Here is a 19,462-nt window from a genome sequence, read left to right on the forward strand (position 1 = left end):
TCACCACCTATCTAAAATACTCTTCTAAAAACTCCTCTCTTTCTTCTCTATCATCTAAATATTTCTTTAATTTACTTACAAAAAATTCTTCTCCCCACAATTGTTGCTCCCAATAATATTGAATTCCAACTTGCCAAAAAACTTGAGGGAATTTTATAAAATACTTCATTATATTTAACTCTTCATCTTTTACTTCATTACTTATAGAATAATTGTTTAATATTAAATCGGCTTTTTCTTTACTCCATTTCCCATCTTTCATTGCCCTTATCATAAGAGAACTTAAATCATGAATATGAGAATCTAATATACAGTAATCAAAATCAATAATATTAAGTTCTCCATTCCTATCTACTAATATATTATGATGAGCAAGATCATGATGGCAAAATCCACATTTCATAATTTCTTTATTCATTAAATAGAAGTAGTTACTCTTTTTTAATCCGTTTATACTGGCTATTCCTCTCTCTATCTCTTCATCTAAATGCTCTAAATACAATCTATCAAATTCAGATTTCTTAGCTTTTTGAGAAATTCTATGAGCAAAATCTAACATTTCATCACATCTTGTACTAAAAGTACTTATCCATTTATTCCACCCATATCTTGGTGTCATTCTTCTATCTAATATAAAACCTGTACTGCAAGTATGAAGTTCACCTATCTTTTCAGCAACTTTAGCAAGTTCTATAGGATTATCATAATTGCTTATTCTAGATGGAATCCATTCTGTTAAATATGCATATTTATCACCTAATTTTATGAAATCCATATTATTTTTAGTTTTTATTATACTTGGAACAGTTTTAAATCCTTTTTTTTGCAAATGTTTCATAGCAGATAAAATAAAATGAAAATGAGGGAATTTATATCCTATAACTTTTACACAATACCCTCTATCTTTTGAATCAATTTTATATGCATTTTTTATTTGTTCAATGTAGCGTATATCTATATCGTAATTATTTTCTATAACCCTACTTATATTGATAGTATCCATAACAAACTCCTATATTTTTCTTCTTATTTATTATATGAATACTATATTTTATTGTGTTTGCTATCACATAATTAAATCTCAAATAATATTATTAATATTATAAAGTTTTAAGGAGTGAAATTTAATGAATCTCTCCATAGATGGTCGAGGTATTACACTTTATAACGGTTCAGGAATTGGTACTTATATAGCAAATCTACTTAAAGTATTAATTACTATTGATAATAAAAATGAATATACTATATTTTGGGCTGGAGATAATTATGATGCATTTAAAAAAAGCAATACTAATATTGTTTTAACTTCAAAAAGACATGGTATGTTTTATGAAAATTTTTATTACCCTAATTACTTACAAAGTAATAATATAGATTTACATCATATACCTCAAAATGGAATTGGCTTATCAAAAGATTATCCTGTTCCTTGTGTTGTTACAATTCATGATTTAATTCCTTATACTCTGCCTGAAACCTGTGGTAAAGGATATTTAACAAGATTTTTAAAAGATATGCCATATATTATAGAAAATTCTAAAGGGATTCTTACAGTATCTGAATATTCTAAAAGGGATATACTTAAATTTTTCCCAAGCTTTCCTGAAGATAAAATTTTTGTAACACCTTTAGCTGCAAATTCATCCTTTTACCCTATGGAAAAAGATATCTGTAATAGTTTTTTAAAAGAAAAATATAATATAGATTTTCCTTTCATTTTATATATAGGTGGCTTTAGTTCAAGAAAAAATGTTAAAGAACTTATTCTCTCTTTTAATGATATTTATTCATCACTAAAAAAGAAATATAAATTAGTATTATGTGGCTCTATAAAAGATGAAGGTGAAAAATTAAAAGAATTCTGTAAAGGTCTCGGACTTGAAAATAACGTTATTTTTACTGGATTTGTTCCTGATGAAGATTTACCATTCTTTTATAATGGTTGTAGCTTATTTGTATATCCTTCACTTTATGAAGGTTTTGGTTTACCTCCGTTGGAGGCTATGAGCTGTAAAGCTCCCGTAATTACTTCAAATTTAACATCTATACCTGAGGTTACTAAGGATTGTGCTTTGTTAATAGATCCATTCAACAAAGATGAGTTATCTAACTCAATATTAAAAGTATTAAATTCTTCTTCTTTAAGTGAAGAACTTTCTGAAAAAGGATATAGTAATAGTAAAAATTTCACTTGGACTAAAACAGCAGAATTAACATTGCAAGCTTATGAAGCAATCTATAAATCACTAAATAATAATATCTAAAAAAATAAAGTGCGAAGCACTTCTAGTTAACAGTTAAGAATCAAGCTTTAATAGTTAAGGATGAAAATACCACATAGTGTCTAAAAATATATCTTTAATAAATTTACACTATAATTTCAACCTATGACCATTAACTTTTCTATTTTAACTTTTAACTATAAAATGACTCGCACTTTTTATCTAAATACAGGTAATCTAGACAGATGCCTTACTAAATAATTAGCAGTAACCCCTATAAAAATTCCTGTCCCTATACCTACTATAGATAGTACCGGTAAATATAACATAACTGATATATTGTGAACTATTGATGAAGCAACTAATAATTGTCCTACATTATGAAATATAGCTCCAGTTGCACTTACTCCTACAATACTTACTTTTTCTTTAAAACTTTCCTTTACTAATACCATTGCAAAAAAACTTAAAACCCCACCTGCAGCACTATACATAAATGATGATAGGTTTCCACCAAACATTGTAGATAATGTAAGTTTTAAAAACACTACAAGAAATGCATCTCTTTTACTTTCTAAAGTATATAAAGCTACTACTGTTATTAAATTTGATAACCCAAGCTTTGCACCTGGAGTTACAAAAGGAACTGGTATCATTCTCTCAAATATATGTAAAACTAATGCTTGCGCTACCAGTAATCCAATATACACCATTTTACTTGTCTTTCGCATAAACTTCACCCCTAATGAGATAATATAATATCTTCATCTTCATCATTTTTTTTACCTTTAACTTCTATCATAAACTTGTGTGGTAAACAAACTAAAGTCTCTCCAGGTTTACTTATATATTCTGGATTCATACAAACCTTATCAGAACAATCTGCATCAATTATTCCTATCTTGTCTCCATTTATAATTATTGTATTATGACCTTTGTCACTTTTAAAATCAATAATTTCTTCTCCTGTATGGTTAGTTAATGGAATTGTCTTTTCAATCTTCCCATTAATACTAATTTCAGCATAAGTCTGATCAAAATCTCTTCCTACTACAAATCCAAAAATAACTTCTGGTAAAAAAGAAAAAATCATTAAAATTGCAATAATGATAAAATCCCATCTTTTAAACATAAAAATTCCTCTTCTCTATTATTTATCAAAATTGATAATATTTTATCTAAAGGTTAATATTTATATAATTCTAATTTCTTTACTTTTTAATTATAATTATTTTTTAATCTATTAAAATTAAAAATAACTACTAGATTATTCTATAAGTTATTTGTTAAAATGTCTACACATTCAAACAATTCTTTATCTATTTATACTAATAATCTATCATAATAATTTTTACATAATCTATTTATATTGTTAATGTTTTCTTTATATTTTATAATTAGTTAGTAAACAATAAAAATAAAGTGCGAAGCATTTTGGTGAAAGGTTTGACTTCGTCGTACACATTTCTATTCAAAGGAGGAAATTACATATGTTTAAATTCAAAAAGTATTCAAAATCACTTTTATGTTTGTCCTTAGTATTTATGCTTGTTGGTTGTGGTCAAAATACTAAAAAAAATGAACAAACTACTCAGCAAGAACCTATAAAGCGTACTGAAATGCTAATGGGTACAGTTATCAGTGTTACTTTATATGACTCTACTGATGAAACAATCCTTGATAAGGTTTTTGATAAAGTTAAAAATTTAGAAGAAACATTAAGTATAAATGAAGCAGGTACAGAAGTAGATAAAATAAATGAAAATGCAGGTATTGAACCAGTTAAAGTATCTGATGATACAATGGAAGTAGTTAAAGAAGGGCTTTACTATTCAGATCTTTCTCATGGTAAGTTTGACATAACAATAGGTCCATTAGTTAAGCTTTGGAATATACCAGATCGTCCTACAGAAGATATTCCAACCCAGGATGAGATAGATGCAGTTCTTCCATTAACTAATTATAAAGACGTTATTATAGATGAAAACAACAAAACTGTATTTTTAACTAGACCTGGTATGATGCTTGATTTAGGTGGTATAGCAAAAGGATATACTGCAGATGTTATTTCTAAGATGTTAACTAATGAAGGAGTTAAAAGTGCAATTATAGATCTTGGTGGTAATATATTTGCACATGGTGAAAAAGTTTCAGGTGATGCTTGGAAAATAGGTATTCAAAATCCTTTTTCAACTAGAGGTGAAATAGTAGGTGCTATTTCTACAAAAAATAAATCTATAGTTACTTCAGGTGTATATGAGAGATATATCGAAGTTAACGGAGTTAAATATCATCATATATTAAACCCAGAAACAGGTTATCCATATGAGAATACTATTGCTGGTATAACTATTATAAGCGATAAATCAACTACAGGTGATGCATTATCTACATCTGTATTTGCCCTTGGCGTTGATGAAGGTATAAAATTTGTAGAAGGATTAGATGGTGTAGATGCAATATTTGTTACTAAAGATAATGGAATATATCTTACATCAGGAATTAAAGATAATTTTGAGTTAAGAGATGACAACTTTAAAGTTATGAACTAAAAAAATATATATTAAAGAGCTAGCATTCGCTAGCTCTTTTCAGTAATCTCAATTATTAATTGTTACTTATTTGATTAAATAAATTACTCTGATGTTAAAGTTACGTTTAATGTTTTAGTTTTTCCATCTCTTATAACTTCTAACGTAATAGTGTCTCCATCATTTTTTGAGTTCTTAATTTCTTTTAATTCATCAAAAGTTTTAACTCCTTGACCATCTACTTTAACAATTAAGTCTCCCGGCTTTACTCCTGCTTTTTCTGCTGGAGAGAATTCATTTACTTCAACAACATATAAACCTTGTTCCATACTTAATTTATTTGCTAATGTTTCGTCTACTGTTCTAATTGATATTCCAAGATTTAATATTGGTTTTGATAAAGATTCTATTTTATCACTTATATCGTTTATAGGAATTGCAAAACCTATACCTTCAGTATCAGTACCAGTAGCCTTCATTGTATTAATTCCTACTACCTGACCTCTAGTATTTACTAATGGTCCACCACTATTTCCTGGATTTATAGATGCATCTGTTTGAATAAGATTTTGCATAACTCCTGACTCAGTCTCAACATTTCTATTCAATGCACTAACTATACCATTTGTAACGGTTTGTGATAAATTAGTTGATAAAGGTGTTCCTATAGCAATTACTGATTCACCTTGTCTTAATTGATCTGAATCTCCTAATTCAACTACTGCTGGAATTTTAACATCACTATCTGTTATCTTTAACATTGCTACATCTTGGTTTTCATCATAATTAACAACCTTTGCTGCTACAGTTGTGTTATCACTTAAAGTAACTGATATTTCTGAAGCACCTTCAATAACATGATAATTAGTTAATATATATCCATCTTCATTTATAATAAAACCTGAACCTACACCTTCATATTGTTGTTGGAAGAAACCATTTGATGTAACTCCCTTAGTTGATACAGTTACTACTGCTGGTGCAACTTTCTCAAAAGCTTCTGTTATAGATAATGTACTATCATTTTTAAAACTAACATCTGCAGTGTTTACATTGCTTACAGTATTTTGTTGAGTTGTATCTACTTCGTTATTCATCATAACATATGTTAATCCACTACCTGCAACACCACCTAGTAATGAACAAGAAACTACTAGAGCAATTATTTTTCCCATTCCGCCACCTTTTTTTCTTGGCTTTCTATTTCTTTCGCTATTATAGCTATTATTTTCATTTTTCTGATTCAAATTCTCTTCTTTATAAACTGCATCATAAATATTTTCGTTGTCCATAATGTACACTCCTCTTACTTTTTTCTATATTTATAATATAAACCTATAATGTGTCAAATATATGACAAAATTAAAATAATAAAAAAAATGAGCTAATAAAGCCCATCTTTTTATTTCTACCTTTGTTTACTTTGTAATTCTTTAACTATATATCTAATTCCATTTACAACACTTTCTGTGCTATTTAAACCTGAAAAAATTGTTTCTGATTCTGTTTTATAAATTTTAGTTAATGATTCATCTCCTAAATCTTTAAACTTCTCTCCATCAGAATTAGTCATTAAGTAATATGGTATTCCGGAAAATACTCCTGGATTTTGGCTACTACTTAATCCTTTAGATAAGTTGTTCATTTCATTATATACAGCAGTTGTATATTTTGTTTTAGTTCTTTGTGCTTTAAACTCCTCTAACTGATCTCCTGAAATAGAATTTTCAAAATCATCTAAACTAACATCTAAATTTAACTTATCTAACAATTCTGTCAAACCAAAATTTGATCCTATTTTCTCAATATTTCTTCTTATTTTAGTAATTAATTGTTTCTTATTATAATCCTTTGATCCTATATATGATTCATCTAATGGATTTATCAACATTACACCAGCAACACTATCTTTAAATTGTTCTGCAAAGCTTGTTAACACTAATGATCCATATCCCTCTCCTACTAATATATACGGTTCTGGAGCTCCAGCCTTTCTAAGTAATATTTTTAGATCTTGTGCTTGCTCTTCTGGGGTTCTTTCTGGTCCTGAATCACTATATCCATAACCTCTTCTATTATAAACAAATGTACTTACATTATCGTCACTTAATTCATCAACAACAGGTGTCCACTGTTCTAAATTTCCTCCTATTCCTCCATCAAAAACTACAGTATAGTTCCCTTCTCCTTCTAACCTATAGTCCATTCTTCTATCATCTACTGTAGTATAATCAACTCTTTGTCTTAAAGTTTCCTTAGTAATAAAATTGCTTATTTTTTGATAAACAAACCCTATTACAAATATTATACTAAGTATTATTAAAATTAGCTTTGCAATCTCTTTAGGCGTTCGATTTTTTTTCATGCTAACTTTTCTTAAACCATTTGAATATGGCAATAGCTTCATTTCCCATCCCCCCTTATTTTCTTTTGTATAATTATAACTTTAAGTTTGGCTTAGCATTTAAACTTAAGTTATTTTCCTTCCCATTTATAAAGTTATAATATGCAGCACTACCAATCATAGCAGCATTGTCTGTACAAAGAATCATATCTGGGAATAATACATCTATTCCTTTCTTTCCTGCAACTTTTATTAAATTCTCTCTTAAGGTTGAATTAGATGCTACGCCCCCAGCTATAGCTATCTTATTCACTTTTCTTCTTTTACAAGTTAATAATACATTTTCAGTTAATACATCAACTACAGCTTTTTGGAAAGAAGCCGCAACATCTGCTGCATTAACTTCAATGTTTTGCATTTTACACTTATTCAAATAATTTAATACTGCAGATTTTACTCCACTAAATGAGAAGTCTAATGTGTCTTCTTGGAATTTAGCTTTTGGAAACTCAATAGCATTTGGATTACCTTCCTTAGATAATTTATCTATCTTAGGACCTCCTGGATACCCAAGCCCTAAAGCTCTAGCTACTTTATCATAAGCTTCACCAGCAGCATCATCTCTTGTTTGACCTATTACTTCATATTGTCCATAGTCTTTTACGTGAACTATAAACGTATGTCCACCAGATACTACTAATGATACAAATGGTGGCTTTAAGTCCTTATGCTGTATATAATTAGCACATATATGTCCTTCTATGTGATTTACTCCTATTAAAGGTTTTTTAGTTGCAAAAGCTAATCCTTTCGCATATTGTAAGCCTACTAAAAGTGCTCCAACAAGTCCAGGTCCATATGTAACTCCTATAGCATCAATTTGATCTAGAGTTACATTTGCTTTTTGAAGTGCTTCTTCTACTACTCCGCTTATTACTTCAATATGCATTCTTGATGCAACTTCTGGTACAACTCCACCAAATTTTTTATGTGTATCTATTTGAGATGCTATTACATTTGATAAAACTTCCCTACCGTCTACTACTACTGCCGCAGAAGTTTCATCACAACTTGACTCTATAGATAAAATATATTTTTTTTCCATATATATACCTCTTCTTTTCTTGTTTTTACAATACTTGTATTATATATCATCAATTATTTATATTCAAACTATTACTTGTTAATTTATTCTTTCTACTGTATATTTTAGTATAGATTTAGAACTACATCTAACTATTACGAATATTATATACTTATTAAACAAATTATTCATCATTTTTTGTTTCATTTTTTGGATTTTTAAGGAGATTTATATGAATACTTATGCTAAAGTTATTGTCCCAGGGTCACCAATTTCAAAGTCAAATTTCAAATTACATAATAAAGATGGTAGAGCAATTCTTCCTTACAATACAGGTAAGGTACATGATAAATATGCATTATATGAAGAAGAAATAGCTTACTATGCCAGAAGTCAAAATCCAACTATAGTTTTTGAGGAATCATTAATTGCAATTTTAAAAGTTTATTATAAAAGCGAAAAACGTCATCCAGATACAGCTAATATTACAAAAAGTATCTTTGACGGAATAGAAAAGAGCGGCTTAATAGTAAATGATGCTCAAATAAGAAGAATAATTGTAGAGGAATTTTATGATAAAGAAAATCCTAGGTTTGAACTTGAACTTTTTGCAGAAAGTAAATTCTCATTATCTTATTCACTAATAGAAAATGTTGATAGAAAAGATAAGCTCTTATATTCTTCACTAAAAAAATCTACTAAAGCTCCTATTAAGAAAAAAGAAGAAAAACTTAAATCTTCAAATAGCGTTTGTTCTGTTTGTAACAAGACAGTAGATCTTAATTCATGCGTAAAAGCTGATGGTGGAAAAACTATTATATGTAGAACTTGTTTTACAAAGTTATTTTAAGGAGATATAAAATGAAAGATAATTTCGTTTTTTTAGGAGATAGCCTAACCTTTGGTTATGGAGTAAATAAAAAAGAGTGCTGGGTTGAATTAATTGCTAGTACTTCTGAATTTAATATAATAAATAAAGGTATTAATGGTAGCACTACTATAGATATGCTTGTAAGATTTGATAAAGATGTAATATCCCTTACCCCTAGAAAGGTATTTATTATGGGTGGTACAAATGATTTATTATGTAATAGAAGCATATTATCTATAAAGTCAAATATCGAATTAATGATTAAAGATTTAAAATTAATTAATTCTGACATAATTATAGGAATACCTCCAGATATAATTATTGAAGATGCTTATAATTTATTTATGGAATCACCTACATATGATTATTGTAAAGCCTCACTCCCAATATTAAGAGAAAATATCATTTCTCTTTGTAATAATTATAGTTGTAAATATGTTGATTTTTATTCTTTAACAAAAAACAATATAAAAAGTAATATTTATCTCGATGGAATACACTTAAATCCTAAAGGACATCAACTTATGTTAAAGGAGTTCTTGAAATAAAGTGCGAAGCACTTTATTTCATTTGTGATGCTACTATTTTTCCAACTTTATATCCATCTTCTCCACTATTGAACAATCCATTACTACCATTTATAATTGTTCCACAACAATATATATCATCTATAGATGTTTTATAATTTTCTATCTCTAAAGAGTCTTCATTTATCTTAATATTACTATTTTTTAAATAATCAATTTCTGGATAGTATCCAATAGCAAGAACTAAAGAATCACACTCTATAATTTTAGATTCCTCTTTTCCACTATAATTTTCTATTCTAGCCCACTCTATTCTTTCACTTCCACCAACTTCGACAACTTCACTATTACATATAACAGGTACATCAAATTCATCTATTATATTAGCTAAATCTTCATTTACGCTTTCTCTTGACGTTATTATACCTTTTACTTTAGCTCCTTCAATAACAAGTCTTCTCGCTAATATATATGTCCACATTGTATTACCTGATAATATTACTTCTCTTCCTGGTAATAAACCTTGAAAATTTACTAATCTATGAGCTGCAGCCGTTGAGAATATTCCTGTATATTTATGTATTGGCACTATTATGTTACCTGTGTACTTCTCTCTACATCCAGAAGCTAATATTATTTTATTGGCTATTATCTCTGCTTCCCCTTCATAAGGATTAACATACTTAATCTTTTTATTATCAGTTATCTCTAAAACTCTTGTATTATTTTTAAACTGTCCATTTAAGCTAATATATGTTGTAATTAATATACTAGCAAATTCCGGACCTGGAACCTTTTCTCCTAAATGAAATTCTCCAAAATCATTATTTATAAATAAGTTTAGGTTTCCACCTAAATCCTCTTCTTGCTCTATTATTAAAACATTTTCTATATTTTCTTCTAATGCTGCTATTCCAGCTAAAAGTCCTGATGCTCCAGCCCCTATAATTACTAAATTATATTCCTTCATTATTATCCCTCCATACCTTAATTCTTAGGTACAATAAGCTTTATCCCTTTTGGTATTATTTCAAAATTAAATTCATTAGACTTTATTATTTCTCCATCTATATTACTTATTATTTCTTTTTCAGAAATTATTTTTAGAGTTTTACATTTATTATAATAAGTATCTTTAAATTTTCTAATATCTTTTTTAGTTAAAAAAGCTACTAGATATCTTAGAATTTTATATGGATTAGATTTTTTTATCCCATAAAAATCTAAACTTCCATCTGACAATTCAGCATCTGGAGCTAAAACTATTCCTCCACCATAATATCTACCATTAGCTAATGCAACTAAAAACATTTCATCAGTATTTTCTACACCATCTATTATAAACTTTATTTTTTCAGATTTAAACTTAAATAATGATACTAATGCTCCTAATATATAAGCTAATGACCCCGATATAATATGTTTATTTTTAAATATCTTTGCATTCAAATTAACATCTGCTGGAAAACCAATTGCAGATATATTTATAAAATACCTATCGTTTATACATCCAACATCTACTTCTTTACTTTCACCCTCTATAGTATCTTTTATGATATTGCTTAAATCACTATAATCTAAATAACTTCTTACAAAATCATTTCCTGATCCAGCTGGTATTATTCCTAAAGATGCATTTTTTCCTATTAATCCGTTTATAACTTCATTTAAAGTTCCATCTCCTCCTACAGAATAGACCTTACATTCTTCACTATAATCATAATTTTTGACAACATCTGTAGCTTCTTCCGGTCTTTCAGTAGTTATAATTTCATAGTAGTCATCTTCATCTTCAAAATATTTTTCTATTATTTCTTTACACCTAATTGCATTTCCCTTACCTGCAATAGGATTAATAATAAATAAATGCTTCATACTATAATACCTCAATAAAAAATTTATAGCTATTTATAAATATGTATTTAATTTATAAATAGCTATATGACAGATCCTTAATTTAATTTTATATTATTTTACATATATTGTAAATAATTATTCTCCTGCTACTGAAAGGCCATTTACTTTAATAGACGGACTTCCTACACTACTCATAGGGAATAATAAGTCATTTCCTATTTCTTCAATATTTTTTAACATATCAAAGAAATTACCTGCTATAGTTATTTGTTCAACTGGAAATGTTTTTTTGCCATTCTCTATATAGAATCCTTTTGCTGCTAAAGAGAAATCTCCAGTTATTGAATTAGCACCTGAGTGTAATCCTGCAAAATCACAAATTATTAACCCTTTATCTATTGATGATATTATTCCGTCAAAATCCTTATCTCCTGGTTCAATATAAAAATTAGTTGGAGAAACTGATATAGGTGAAGCATAAGATCCTTTAAATCCATTACCAGTTGACTTAACTCCTGCTTTATTAGCTGTTTTTAAATTATGAAGTAAAGTTTCTAGTTTACCATTCTTTATTAAATATGTTTTCTTAGTTGCTACTCCTTCATCATCAAATCCTACAGTTGCTAATCCATCTTCTAAATGTGGATCATCTACTAAAGATACATTTGAACTTGCAATAACTTCTCCTTCTCTATCTTTTAATAAACTTAATCCTTTTTGAGCTGCATCTGCGCTAAATACTCCTGCAAAAGTTGAAAGTAAAGATACCATTGCTTCATTTTTTATTACTATTGGATAACTACCTGACTCAATGCTCTTTCCATTTACTTTAGATAAAGCCTCTTCTATTCCCTGTTTTGCTATCTTCTTAACATCAACCTCATCTAAAGATTTTGCTACTACATATCCAAAACCATCATACATTTTATTATCAATAGTAAGTATAGGTACAACATACGCAGTTAATATATTAGATTTATTTTTTAAATTTAATCCTTTTGTATTAATTATTCCATATTTTCCAGAACTATAACTAACTGAACATCCACTAAAGCTAGTTACTTTATCTGAAAGCTCCTTAGCTTTTCTCTCCATTCCTAATGCTATATTTATAAGCTTATCAGCTTCTATATTTTCTAATGCAGGATAATAAGTGCTAACATCCTTATATTCCTTATCTCCTTCATATATAAACTGAATATCGTCACTTTCTACGGCTAACGCACTTTCCTTTGCACTTCTTACAAGCATATCTATAGCTTCTTTATCTAATATCTCAGTATATGAATATCCTATTTTATCATTTATCTTTCCTCTAAATGATAGTCCATAGGAGTTATTTAAATTATATTTTTCAACTTCACCTTTATATACTCCTATACTAAGGCTTTCTCTATCAACATAATATACTTCACATTCAGCAAATCCAACTTCTTTTGCTTTATCAAATAATTCATTAACAAATTGATTTAATTTCATAAATATCCCCCCTATCTTCCACCTACAGTTATTTCACTTACTCTTATCATTGGTTGACCAACATTTGTAGGTATGCTTCCTGATGATGATCCACACATTCCTTGACCTTGTGTCATATTATTTCCTACCATATCTATATTCATAAGTATTTCGCTACCTTTTCCTATTAGGCTAGCTCCTCTTACTGGTTCTTGTATTTCACCATTTTTAACTATATATCCTTCAGATACTGCGAAGTTAAATTCTCCTGTTACTGGATTTACAGAACCTCCACCCATCTTCTTCGCATATAATCCATCTTTAATTGATTTTATTATTTCTTCTGGTGAATCCTCACCGTTAGCTATATAAGTATTAGTCATTCTTGAAGTTGGAGCAAATTTATAACTTTGTCTTCTTCCACTTCCTGTTGGAGCCATCCCCATTCTTCTACCATTCAATCTATCTATCATATAAGATTTTAAAATACCATTTTCAATAAGAACATTCTTTTGAGTTTTATTACCTTCATCATCAATGTTTAATGAACCCCATGCATTAGGAATTGTACCATCATCAATAGCTGTGACCTTTGTTGAAGCTATTTGTTCACCAAGTTTTCCAGTAAATACAGAATTTCCTTTTGCTACAGCAGTTGCTTCCAATGAGTGTCCACAAGCTTCGTGGAATATAACTCCACCAAATCCGTTATCTATAGCTACCGTCATTTTACCTGCTGGACAATTTTTAGCATGAAGCATTGTATATGCTATTCTTGAAGCTTCTTTTCCATAGTACTCTGGATTTATATGATTAAAAAGTTCAAATCCCATATGAGCTCCTGGTCCTTCAAATCCAGTTTGATTTTCTCCATTAAGAGATGCTACTGAATTAATCGCAAGTCTTGTTCTAACTCTCTTATCCTCTACATATAACCCTTCAGTGTTTGCGATTAAAACATTTTGCTCTTTATCTATATAATTTACTCCAACTTGAGATATTTCGCTGCTATAATCTTTGGCTGCATTATAAGCTATCTTCATAACACCAATCTTTTTATTTATATCAATGCTAGATGGCATGTGTATAATTGGATGTGAATTTTTGATAGTTGTACAGTCTAATACTATATTTTTTTCTTCCTTGGCTTCTCCAAGAGCTAATGCTGCTTTATAAGCAACATTAAGTAATGATGATAAACTATTGTTATTTGTATAAGCATATACGCTTTTTAACCCTTTAAATATCCTTATTCCTATTCCATAGCTTCTTCCACCAACAGAATTTTCAACTTTTCCATTAAGAATTCCTATAGTATTATTTATAGTATCCTCTTCAAATATTTCTGCAAAATCTCCTCCTGTAATTAAACACCTTCCTAAAACTCTTTGTGCTACTTCTCTTGATAACATTCTATTCCTCCTCTATATATATCTCGCTTCCATCATTAAAAGCTTTTTGCCATTCATCTACATATCCACTAGTGCACCATTCTGCCATTATTATTTCTTCATTTTCCTTCATTGGTATATTTATTAATGGTGAACCTTGTAAGTGTCCATCTTCTATTCTATATACAGTTAAATAATTTTTATATTTAACTATTGCTATTTCTCCATTAGGTGAAGTATATGCATCTGATAAAAAAGGTACTTCTCCTTTTAATATTTTCCATGGTACTAATAAAGAATTAAAATTAATTAACTTTGTATTTGGAGCTATAGAAGTACTAAAATCTTTACCATCTTCATTTTCTTTAACTGATGTTATTTTACCTTTTAATATCCATTTACCATCATGTCTATCCATAGTTATATTAGTATAATCTACTGTATTTTTATAATCTTCTTTATCTTCATCTGTTATATTTTCATAAGCCTTTTTAAAGTCAGCATCATATAACTCTTTAATATCTTTATTAAAAAGCTGTTCTATAGTTAATCCATCATTAGAGTTAATATTATCTACAGGTATTATTTTATAATCATGGTATTCATTTATAAAATTATCTCCTCTATAACTTTCTAACGCTATATAATCATTTCCTATAAAATTAATACTTTTATAAGTACTTACCTCTTTATTATATTCACTATTACTAACTATTTTTCCTTCTAAGGTACTTATCTCAAAGTAATCAAAATGTTTATTGTCTATCTCATCATATTTAAATTTTATAGACCAAATACCATTTATTCTCGGAAATATAATATTCTCTTTTTCATATATAGCATTTATATAGTCATTCTTATAACTTATCCAAATAGTTCTATATTCATCTTGAGTATAGCTACCATCTTCATTTAACATTCTTGGTTTTTTTAGTCCAATCATAACACCAACATCACTATTATTACTATCATCTATAGAATTATCATTGATTATATTTCCATTATTAACAGTAAAATTTGTATCACTACTAATCTTTTTTAAATATATTAAGTCTGACCTATATATCATAACTATATTATCATCATCTAAAATTATAAATTCACATAAAGTTATATTATTATCTATAGCCGAAATAATATCTACTCTATCTTTTGATCCCATAAATCTTTCTGCAGTAATATTGTTTTCATATGATATTACATAGCTCTTATCTACAACCTTTAGCTTATATCTAACGTTTGCAACTAAAGAATTAAATATTTTTATAGAATCTTTTTTTATTTGAACTTCTTTTCCTGTTAAATCTTCCGCTTCATTATATTTATCTTCTGATATACTAGAATAACTTTCTACTATCCATGTTCCACTATACTTAAACGTATTATCTACTAGTATATCATCTAAATTATTTGACTTTGAACATCCTATAAATATTATATTAAGGATAAGAACTACTACAAACAACTTATATTTCATACTACTTTTCCTCCTTAATATTCGGAATAGTAATTTTAACTGATGTTCCTTTTCCAAGTTCACTTTCTATATTGAAAGTTCCCTTATGAAGTTTTATTATTTCATCACATATGGATAATCCAATTCCATTCTGTGAATTGCTATTTTTACCTTTATAAAATTTTTCTTTTACTTTAGGCAGTTCTTCCTCACTTATTCCTACTCCACTATCTATAATAGTAAATTTTATATCACTTTCATTTTGGTCTACAAATAAACTTACCTTTCTTTCTTTATCAGTAAATTTAAATGCATTATCTAATATATTTATTAAAACTTGTTTCATTTTATTGTAATCAAAAAATCCTTTAGATACATTATTACTAATATCTACATTAAACACTATATCTTCGTTTACTGCCCTAGGTTTCATATAATTTTCAATATGAGTTACAAAGCTTCTTATATCAACATTTCTTTTATTAAGATGAACTATCCCACTTACTAGCTTAGAAAAATCTAATAGCTCTTCAACCATAAGCGTAAGCCTATCAGTTTCTTTTTCAATTATATCAAATCCCATTTTTAATGTTTCTTTATCTGTCTCATCATCATTTAAAGTAATAACCCAACCTTTAATTGCAGTTAGTGGAGTTCTTAATTCATGAGAAACTGAAGATATAAATTCATTTTTTAATTTTTCTCTCTTTTCTATCTCTGATGCCATGTAATTTAATGTATTAGATAATTGAGTTATTTCTTCATTGTTATATACTGAACTCTTAATCTTTAAATCTCCACTTGCCATCTTTTTAGCAACTTTAGTTATTGATTTAATAGGATCTACTATTGATTTTGCCATTAATATACTCAATATCAATCCTATTAATATAACTATTGAAGATATTATTAAAAACAATATTATAAAAGCATTTATTGTATTATCTATATCTTCTAACGAAGATATAACTCTTATTATTCCATTTAATTCACCATTTATTATTATAGGATGAGATACAATCATTATATTTCCATGATAATAATCACTTTTACCAACCCATCTAGCAGTTTCTCCATTAATAGCCTTTCCTATGTCAGGAGTTTGTAGTAACTTATCATCTCTTATTCCTATAGAATCCATAAGTAGTTTTCCGTTTGGATCTAATATTTCTACTTGTGCATTTATATTATTCCAAAAAGAATCTATATTGTCATAGATATTTTGTATTAATGTCTGACTTGAAAAATACTTATCATAAAAATTTATTGATGATTCAATCTGATTTGTTAAAAAGTCTTGTCTATTTTTATAGTAGTATTCCTTAAAGAAAACTATCATAAATATATCTAATATTATTACAGTAGATACAATTACTATTAGAAAGTTCTTTATTAATTTACTCCTTACACTATTCATCTTCTTTACCATTCCATCTATACCCTGTTCCCCATATAGTTTCTATATATTTTGGTGCAGATGAATCATTCTCAATTTTAGCCCTTAACCTTCTTATATTAACATCTATTATCTTTAAATCTCCAAAATAATTTTTTCCCCATAATATATTTAGTAGCTCATCTCTAGTAAATGCCTTTTTAGGATTTTCTAAAAATAACTTCATAAGTAAATATTCCTTTGGTGTTAAGTCTAACTCTACATCATTCTTACTAACTTTCTGTGAATATAAATCTATTTTAAATGGCCCATTTTCAAGTATTTCGTTTCCTTTCTCTTCCTTACCTATGCGTCTTAATATAGCCTTTATCCTTAATATAACTTCCATAGGATTAAATGGCTTTACAATATAATCATCTGCTCCATATTCTAATCCTATTATTTTATCCATATCCTGTCCTTTTGCTGTAAGCATAATTATTCCTATATCACTTATTTTTTCTCTTAGTATCTTACATACTTCAAATCCATCTATACCTGGTAGCATAACATCTAATATAACAATCTTTGGTCTTTCAAGTAATGCTATTTGTATACCTTCTTCCCCATTATCACATTCCAACACATCAAAATTATTTCTTTTTAAATTTATTTTTAAAAAACCTCTTATACTAGCTTCATCTTCTATTAATAATATCTTCTCCACTTTTCTACCTCCATTTTATATAATTATATAACATGTTTTCTATTTTTTACTACAATATGAATTTGAAAATATAGTATATCTCTTTAAATGTAACTTATATAAATATTCACTTTTTCTTTATTATGCTTATACTTTATATAAAAAATGCCGAATAAATAGTTTATACTATTTATCCGACATTTAAGTTTATTTTAATGTTTTGAATTCATATCCTTGACTTTTTAAGTAATCTATAGCCTTCCCTAAATATTGTGCAGTACTTTCTTTTGCATCTGTATCATGCATTAAAATTACTATAACATCGTTATTTCCCTCTAGGTCTGTTACAGTCTCTTGTAATCTAGCTAGTAATTGATCTGGACTTAATCCTTGCCCCTCTGCATCTCCATTAAGAGTATTCCAATCAATATATGAATATCCATCTTGTTCTAAAACACTATCTATAGTTGATGTATCCCAAGAACCATGTCCACCTGGAAATCTTATAACCTTTGTACTAAAATTCTCTCCTAGTACTTTTTTCATTGCATCTTCTGACTTTTTCATATCATCCATAAATACATCTGCATTAACTACTCCACCTGGATACAATACATCATATCTATGACAATATCCATGATTTCCAATGGCATGCCCTTCTTTAACTATTCTTTTTAAGGCTCTTTTAGCATAGTCATTTTTATCAACCATACTTCCTAATATAAAAAATGTAGCTTTTACATCTTTTTCTTTTAAAACATCTAATATTTCATCTGTAACATATTCTGATGGCCCATCATCAAATGTTAAATATGCAATTTTCTTGTTATCTTCTCTTTGATAATTCCAATAAGTTAATCTATTTTGGACTTCTCTAGCATCTGTAGCATTTATATCTTCTTGTAATGGCAAGTACACCATTTCATCAGAATCTACTTTTTTATTGTTTGATTCATTATCATTAATATTTTCTTCTTTTAACTGATTTTGTTCTTCATTGGTTTCTTTGTTATCACTAATTATATTAATATTATCTTTAATATCTATGTTATTTTCTTTATTTGTACCTAATGACATAGTATTAAGTGATTTTAAAGCTACTGTACTTATAACAAGTGCAATAAATATTATTATTGTTGCTCTTATTAATTTATTTAACTTCCTCTTATTCTTTTTTAATCTATTTGAATGTTTATAATTCCTACCTTTTTTAACCGTATTGGCTCTTTTACTTTTCATCTGTTAAACTCCCCTTAATCACTTTAATTATTCCCTTGATTAAATTATATTATTAAAATATAATTAATTCTTTACAAAATAATTAATTATGGTTACAAAAGAGTTACAAAAATTATTAAAAGTAAAAAAATAAACAGAAACATAAATGTTTCTGTTTATTATGGCTCCGCGAAGAGGGCTCGAACCTCCAACCTATCGGTTAACAGCCGAGTGCTCCACCATTGAGCTATCGCGGATTATTAATCAGAGTTTGTTCTCTGAAAATTGCACATGAATTTTATATTTTTATTGGTCAAGCCCTCGACCTATTAGTATCAGTCAGCTAAATACGTTACCGCACTTACACCTCTGACCTATCAACCTTGTGTTCTTCAAGGGGTCTTACTAGCTTATGCTATGGG

18 protein-coding genes, 1 tRNA gene and 1 rRNA gene are annotated in these 19,462 nt (G+C 27.9%); 4 read left to right on the forward strand and 16 right to left on the reverse strand.

Translation table 11 applies throughout. The features are described 5' to 3' along the window. Positions 1–7: 7 nt before the first annotated feature. Positions 8–1,003, reverse strand: a complete 996-nt coding sequence (locus tag H8S10_RS09475; protein WP_186838690.1) for a CotS family spore coat protein — start codon at positions 1,001–1,003, stop codon at positions 8–10. Positions 1,004–1,127: 124 nt separating this feature from the next. Here H8S10_RS09475 and H8S10_RS09480 point away from each other — a divergent pair, with 124 nt between their 5' ends. Next, complete coding sequence (locus tag H8S10_RS09480) at positions 1,128–2,264, forward strand: glycosyltransferase family 1 protein (RefSeq protein ID WP_186838691.1); 1,137 nt, start codon at positions 1,128–1,130, stop codon at positions 2,262–2,264. A gap of 176 nt (positions 2,265–2,440) precedes the next feature. Here H8S10_RS09480 and H8S10_RS09485 read toward each other — a convergent pair whose 3' ends face one another. Together H8S10_RS09485 and H8S10_RS09490 are read right to left on the reverse strand one after the other, a co-directional pair. Then, complete coding sequence (locus H8S10_RS09485) at positions 2,441–2,953, reverse strand: Gx transporter family protein (protein WP_186838692.1); 513 nt, start codon at positions 2,951–2,953, stop codon at positions 2,441–2,443. Positions 2,954–2,964: 11 nt separating this feature from the next. Further along, positions 2,965–3,354 (reverse strand): NusG domain II-containing protein, encoded by a 390-nt coding sequence (locus H8S10_RS09490; protein WP_186838693.1) that lies wholly within the window; start codon positions 3,352–3,354, stop codon positions 2,965–2,967. 358 nt (positions 3,355–3,712) lie between these two features. On the opposite strand from H8S10_RS09490, the gene H8S10_RS09495 reads away from it, so the two are divergent. Next, a complete protein-coding gene (locus tag H8S10_RS09495; protein ID WP_186838694.1) occupies positions 3,713–4,774 on the forward strand; it encodes an FAD:protein FMN transferase in 1,062 nt (353 codons plus the stop codon). Between the two features lie 83 nt (positions 4,775–4,857). On the opposite strand, the gene H8S10_RS09500 is transcribed toward H8S10_RS09495, so the two are convergent. The 3 genes from H8S10_RS09500 to tsaD form a co-directional block, all read right to left on the reverse strand. After that, positions 4,858–6,045: a trypsin-like peptidase domain-containing protein gene (locus tag H8S10_RS09500; RefSeq protein WP_186838695.1), complete on the reverse strand. Its 1,188-nt coding sequence runs from the start codon at positions 6,043–6,045 to the stop codon at positions 4,858–4,860. A gap of 116 nt (positions 6,046–6,161) precedes the next feature. Next, on the reverse strand, positions 6,162–7,160 hold the full coding sequence (locus H8S10_RS09505; RefSeq protein WP_186838696.1) for an alpha/beta fold hydrolase: 999 nt from the start codon (positions 7,158–7,160) through the stop codon (positions 6,162–6,164). A 31-nt stretch (positions 7,161–7,191) separates the two neighbouring features. Continuing rightward, positions 7,192–8,202, reverse strand: coding sequence for a tRNA (adenosine(37)-N6)-threonylcarbamoyltransferase complex transferase subunit TsaD (gene tsaD / locus H8S10_RS09510; protein ID WP_055265709.1), 1,011 nt, complete (start codon positions 8,200–8,202; stop codon positions 7,192–7,194). 211 nt (positions 8,203–8,413) lie between these two features. On the opposite strand from tsaD, the gene H8S10_RS09515 reads away from it, so the two are divergent. Both H8S10_RS09515 and H8S10_RS09520 read left to right on the forward strand, forming a co-directional pair. Further along, a complete protein-coding gene (locus H8S10_RS09515; protein WP_186838697.1) occupies positions 8,414–9,031 on the forward strand; it encodes a RusA family crossover junction endodeoxyribonuclease in 618 nt (205 codons plus the stop codon). A gap of 11 nt (positions 9,032–9,042) precedes the next feature. Beyond that, positions 9,043–9,600 (forward strand): GDSL-type esterase/lipase family protein, encoded by a 558-nt coding sequence (locus H8S10_RS09520; protein ID WP_186838698.1) that lies wholly within the window; start codon positions 9,043–9,045, stop codon positions 9,598–9,600. Positions 9,601–9,613: 13 nt separating this feature from the next. On the opposite strand, the gene H8S10_RS09525 is transcribed toward H8S10_RS09520, so the two are convergent. The 10 genes from H8S10_RS09525 to H8S10_RS09570 all read right to left on the reverse strand — a co-directional run. After that, positions 9,614–10,549: an FAD-dependent oxidoreductase gene (locus H8S10_RS09525; protein WP_186838699.1), complete on the reverse strand. Its 936-nt coding sequence runs from the start codon at positions 10,547–10,549 to the stop codon at positions 9,614–9,616. Between the two features lie 17 nt (positions 10,550–10,566). Beyond that, positions 10,567–11,454, reverse strand: coding sequence for a diacylglycerol kinase family protein (locus tag H8S10_RS09530; RefSeq protein ID WP_186838700.1), 888 nt, complete (start codon positions 11,452–11,454; stop codon positions 10,567–10,569). Between the two features lie 117 nt (positions 11,455–11,571). Next, positions 11,572–12,915 carry a TldD/PmbA family protein gene (locus H8S10_RS09535; RefSeq protein WP_186838701.1) on the reverse strand — a complete coding sequence of 448 codons (1,344 nt, stop codon included), beginning with the start codon at positions 12,913–12,915 and terminating at the stop codon, positions 11,572–11,574. 11 nt (positions 12,916–12,926) lie between these two features. Beyond that, positions 12,927–14,306 carry a TldD/PmbA family protein gene (locus tag H8S10_RS09540; protein WP_186838702.1) on the reverse strand — a complete coding sequence of 460 codons (1,380 nt, stop codon included), beginning with the start codon at positions 14,304–14,306 and terminating at the stop codon, positions 12,927–12,929. 1 nt (position 14,307) lies between these two features. Next, the gene (locus tag H8S10_RS09545; protein WP_186838703.1) at positions 14,308–15,762 is read right to left on the reverse strand and encodes a hypothetical protein; all 1,455 of its coding nucleotides are present in this window, start codon (positions 15,760–15,762) and stop codon (positions 14,308–14,310) included. Position 15,763: 1 nt separating this feature from the next. Next, a complete protein-coding gene (locus H8S10_RS09550) occupies positions 15,764–17,158 on the reverse strand; it encodes an ATP-binding protein (RefSeq protein WP_186838707.1) in 1,395 nt (464 codons plus the stop codon). Beyond that, positions 17,151–17,843: a response regulator transcription factor gene (locus tag H8S10_RS09555; protein WP_186838704.1), complete on the reverse strand. Its 693-nt coding sequence runs from the start codon at positions 17,841–17,843 to the stop codon at positions 17,151–17,153. Before H8S10_RS09555 ends, H8S10_RS09550 begins: the two co-directional genes overlap by 8 nt. A 186-nt stretch (positions 17,844–18,029) precedes the next feature. After that, positions 18,030–19,061, reverse strand: a complete 1,032-nt coding sequence (locus H8S10_RS09560) for a polysaccharide deacetylase family protein (RefSeq protein ID WP_186838705.1) — start codon at positions 19,059–19,061, stop codon at positions 18,030–18,032. Between the two features lie 161 nt (positions 19,062–19,222). Continuing rightward, positions 19,223–19,297, reverse strand: a tRNA-Asn gene (locus H8S10_RS09565). A 52-nt stretch (positions 19,298–19,349) separates the two neighbouring features. After that, positions 19,350–19,462 (reverse strand): 23S ribosomal RNA (locus H8S10_RS09570); the annotation flags it as partial.

Origin of the sequence: Clostridium sp. NSJ-49, assembly GCF_014287725.1 — a bacterium.
Lineage (GTDB): Bacteria > Bacillota > Clostridia > Clostridiales > Clostridiaceae > Clostridium > Clostridium disporicum_B.

Excerpts from the sequence above, each read along its gene's own strand:
- H8S10_RS09560 (WP_186838705.1), bottom strand. The coding sequence starts at position 19,061 with ATGAAAAGTAAAAGAGCCAATACGGTTAAAAAAGGTAGGAATTATAAA.
- H8S10_RS09480 (WP_186838691.1), top strand. The coding sequence starts at position 1,128 with ATGAATCTCTCCATAGATGGTCGAGGTATTACACTTTATAACGGTTCA.
- H8S10_RS09500 (WP_186838695.1), bottom strand. The coding sequence starts at position 6,045 with ATGGACAACGAAAATATTTATGATGCAGTTTATAAAGAAGAGAATTTG.
- H8S10_RS09525 (WP_186838699.1), bottom strand. The coding sequence starts at position 10,549 with ATGAAGGAATATAATTTAGTAATTATAGGGGCTGGAGCATCAGGACTT.
- H8S10_RS09545 (WP_186838703.1), bottom strand. The coding sequence starts at position 15,762 with ATGAAATATAAGTTGTTTGTAGTAGTTCTTATCCTTAATATAATATTT.
- H8S10_RS09505 (WP_186838696.1), bottom strand. The coding sequence starts at position 7,160 with ATGAAGCTATTGCCATATTCAAATGGTTTAAGAAAAGTTAGCATGAAA.
- tsaD (WP_055265709.1), bottom strand. The coding sequence starts at position 8,202 with ATGGAAAAAAAATATATTTTATCTATAGAGTCAAGTTGTGATGAAACT.
- H8S10_RS09515 (WP_186838697.1), top strand. The coding sequence starts at position 8,414 with ATGAATACTTATGCTAAAGTTATTGTCCCAGGGTCACCAATTTCAAAG.
- H8S10_RS09530 (WP_186838700.1), bottom strand. The coding sequence starts at position 11,454 with ATGAAGCATTTATTTATTATTAATCCTATTGCAGGTAAGGGAAATGCA.
- H8S10_RS09475 (WP_186838690.1), bottom strand. The coding sequence starts at position 1,003 with ATGGATACTATCAATATAAGTAGGGTTATAGAAAATAATTACGATATA.
- H8S10_RS09535 (WP_186838701.1), bottom strand. The coding sequence starts at position 12,915 with ATGAAATTAAATCAATTTGTTAATGAATTATTTGATAAAGCAAAAGAA.
- H8S10_RS09520 (WP_186838698.1), top strand. The coding sequence starts at position 9,043 with ATGAAAGATAATTTCGTTTTTTTAGGAGATAGCCTAACCTTTGGTTAT.
- H8S10_RS09540 (WP_186838702.1), bottom strand. The coding sequence starts at position 14,306 with ATGTTATCAAGAGAAGTAGCACAAAGAGTTTTAGGAAGGTGTTTAATT.
- H8S10_RS09490 (WP_186838693.1), bottom strand. The coding sequence starts at position 3,354 with ATGTTTAAAAGATGGGATTTTATCATTATTGCAATTTTAATGATTTTT.
- H8S10_RS09550 (WP_186838707.1), bottom strand. The coding sequence starts at position 17,158 with ATGAATAGTGTAAGGAGTAAATTAATAAAGAACTTTCTAATAGTAATT.
- H8S10_RS09485 (WP_186838692.1), bottom strand. The coding sequence starts at position 2,953 with ATGCGAAAGACAAGTAAAATGGTGTATATTGGATTACTGGTAGCGCAA.
- H8S10_RS09495 (WP_186838694.1), top strand. The coding sequence starts at position 3,713 with ATGTTTAAATTCAAAAAGTATTCAAAATCACTTTTATGTTTGTCCTTA.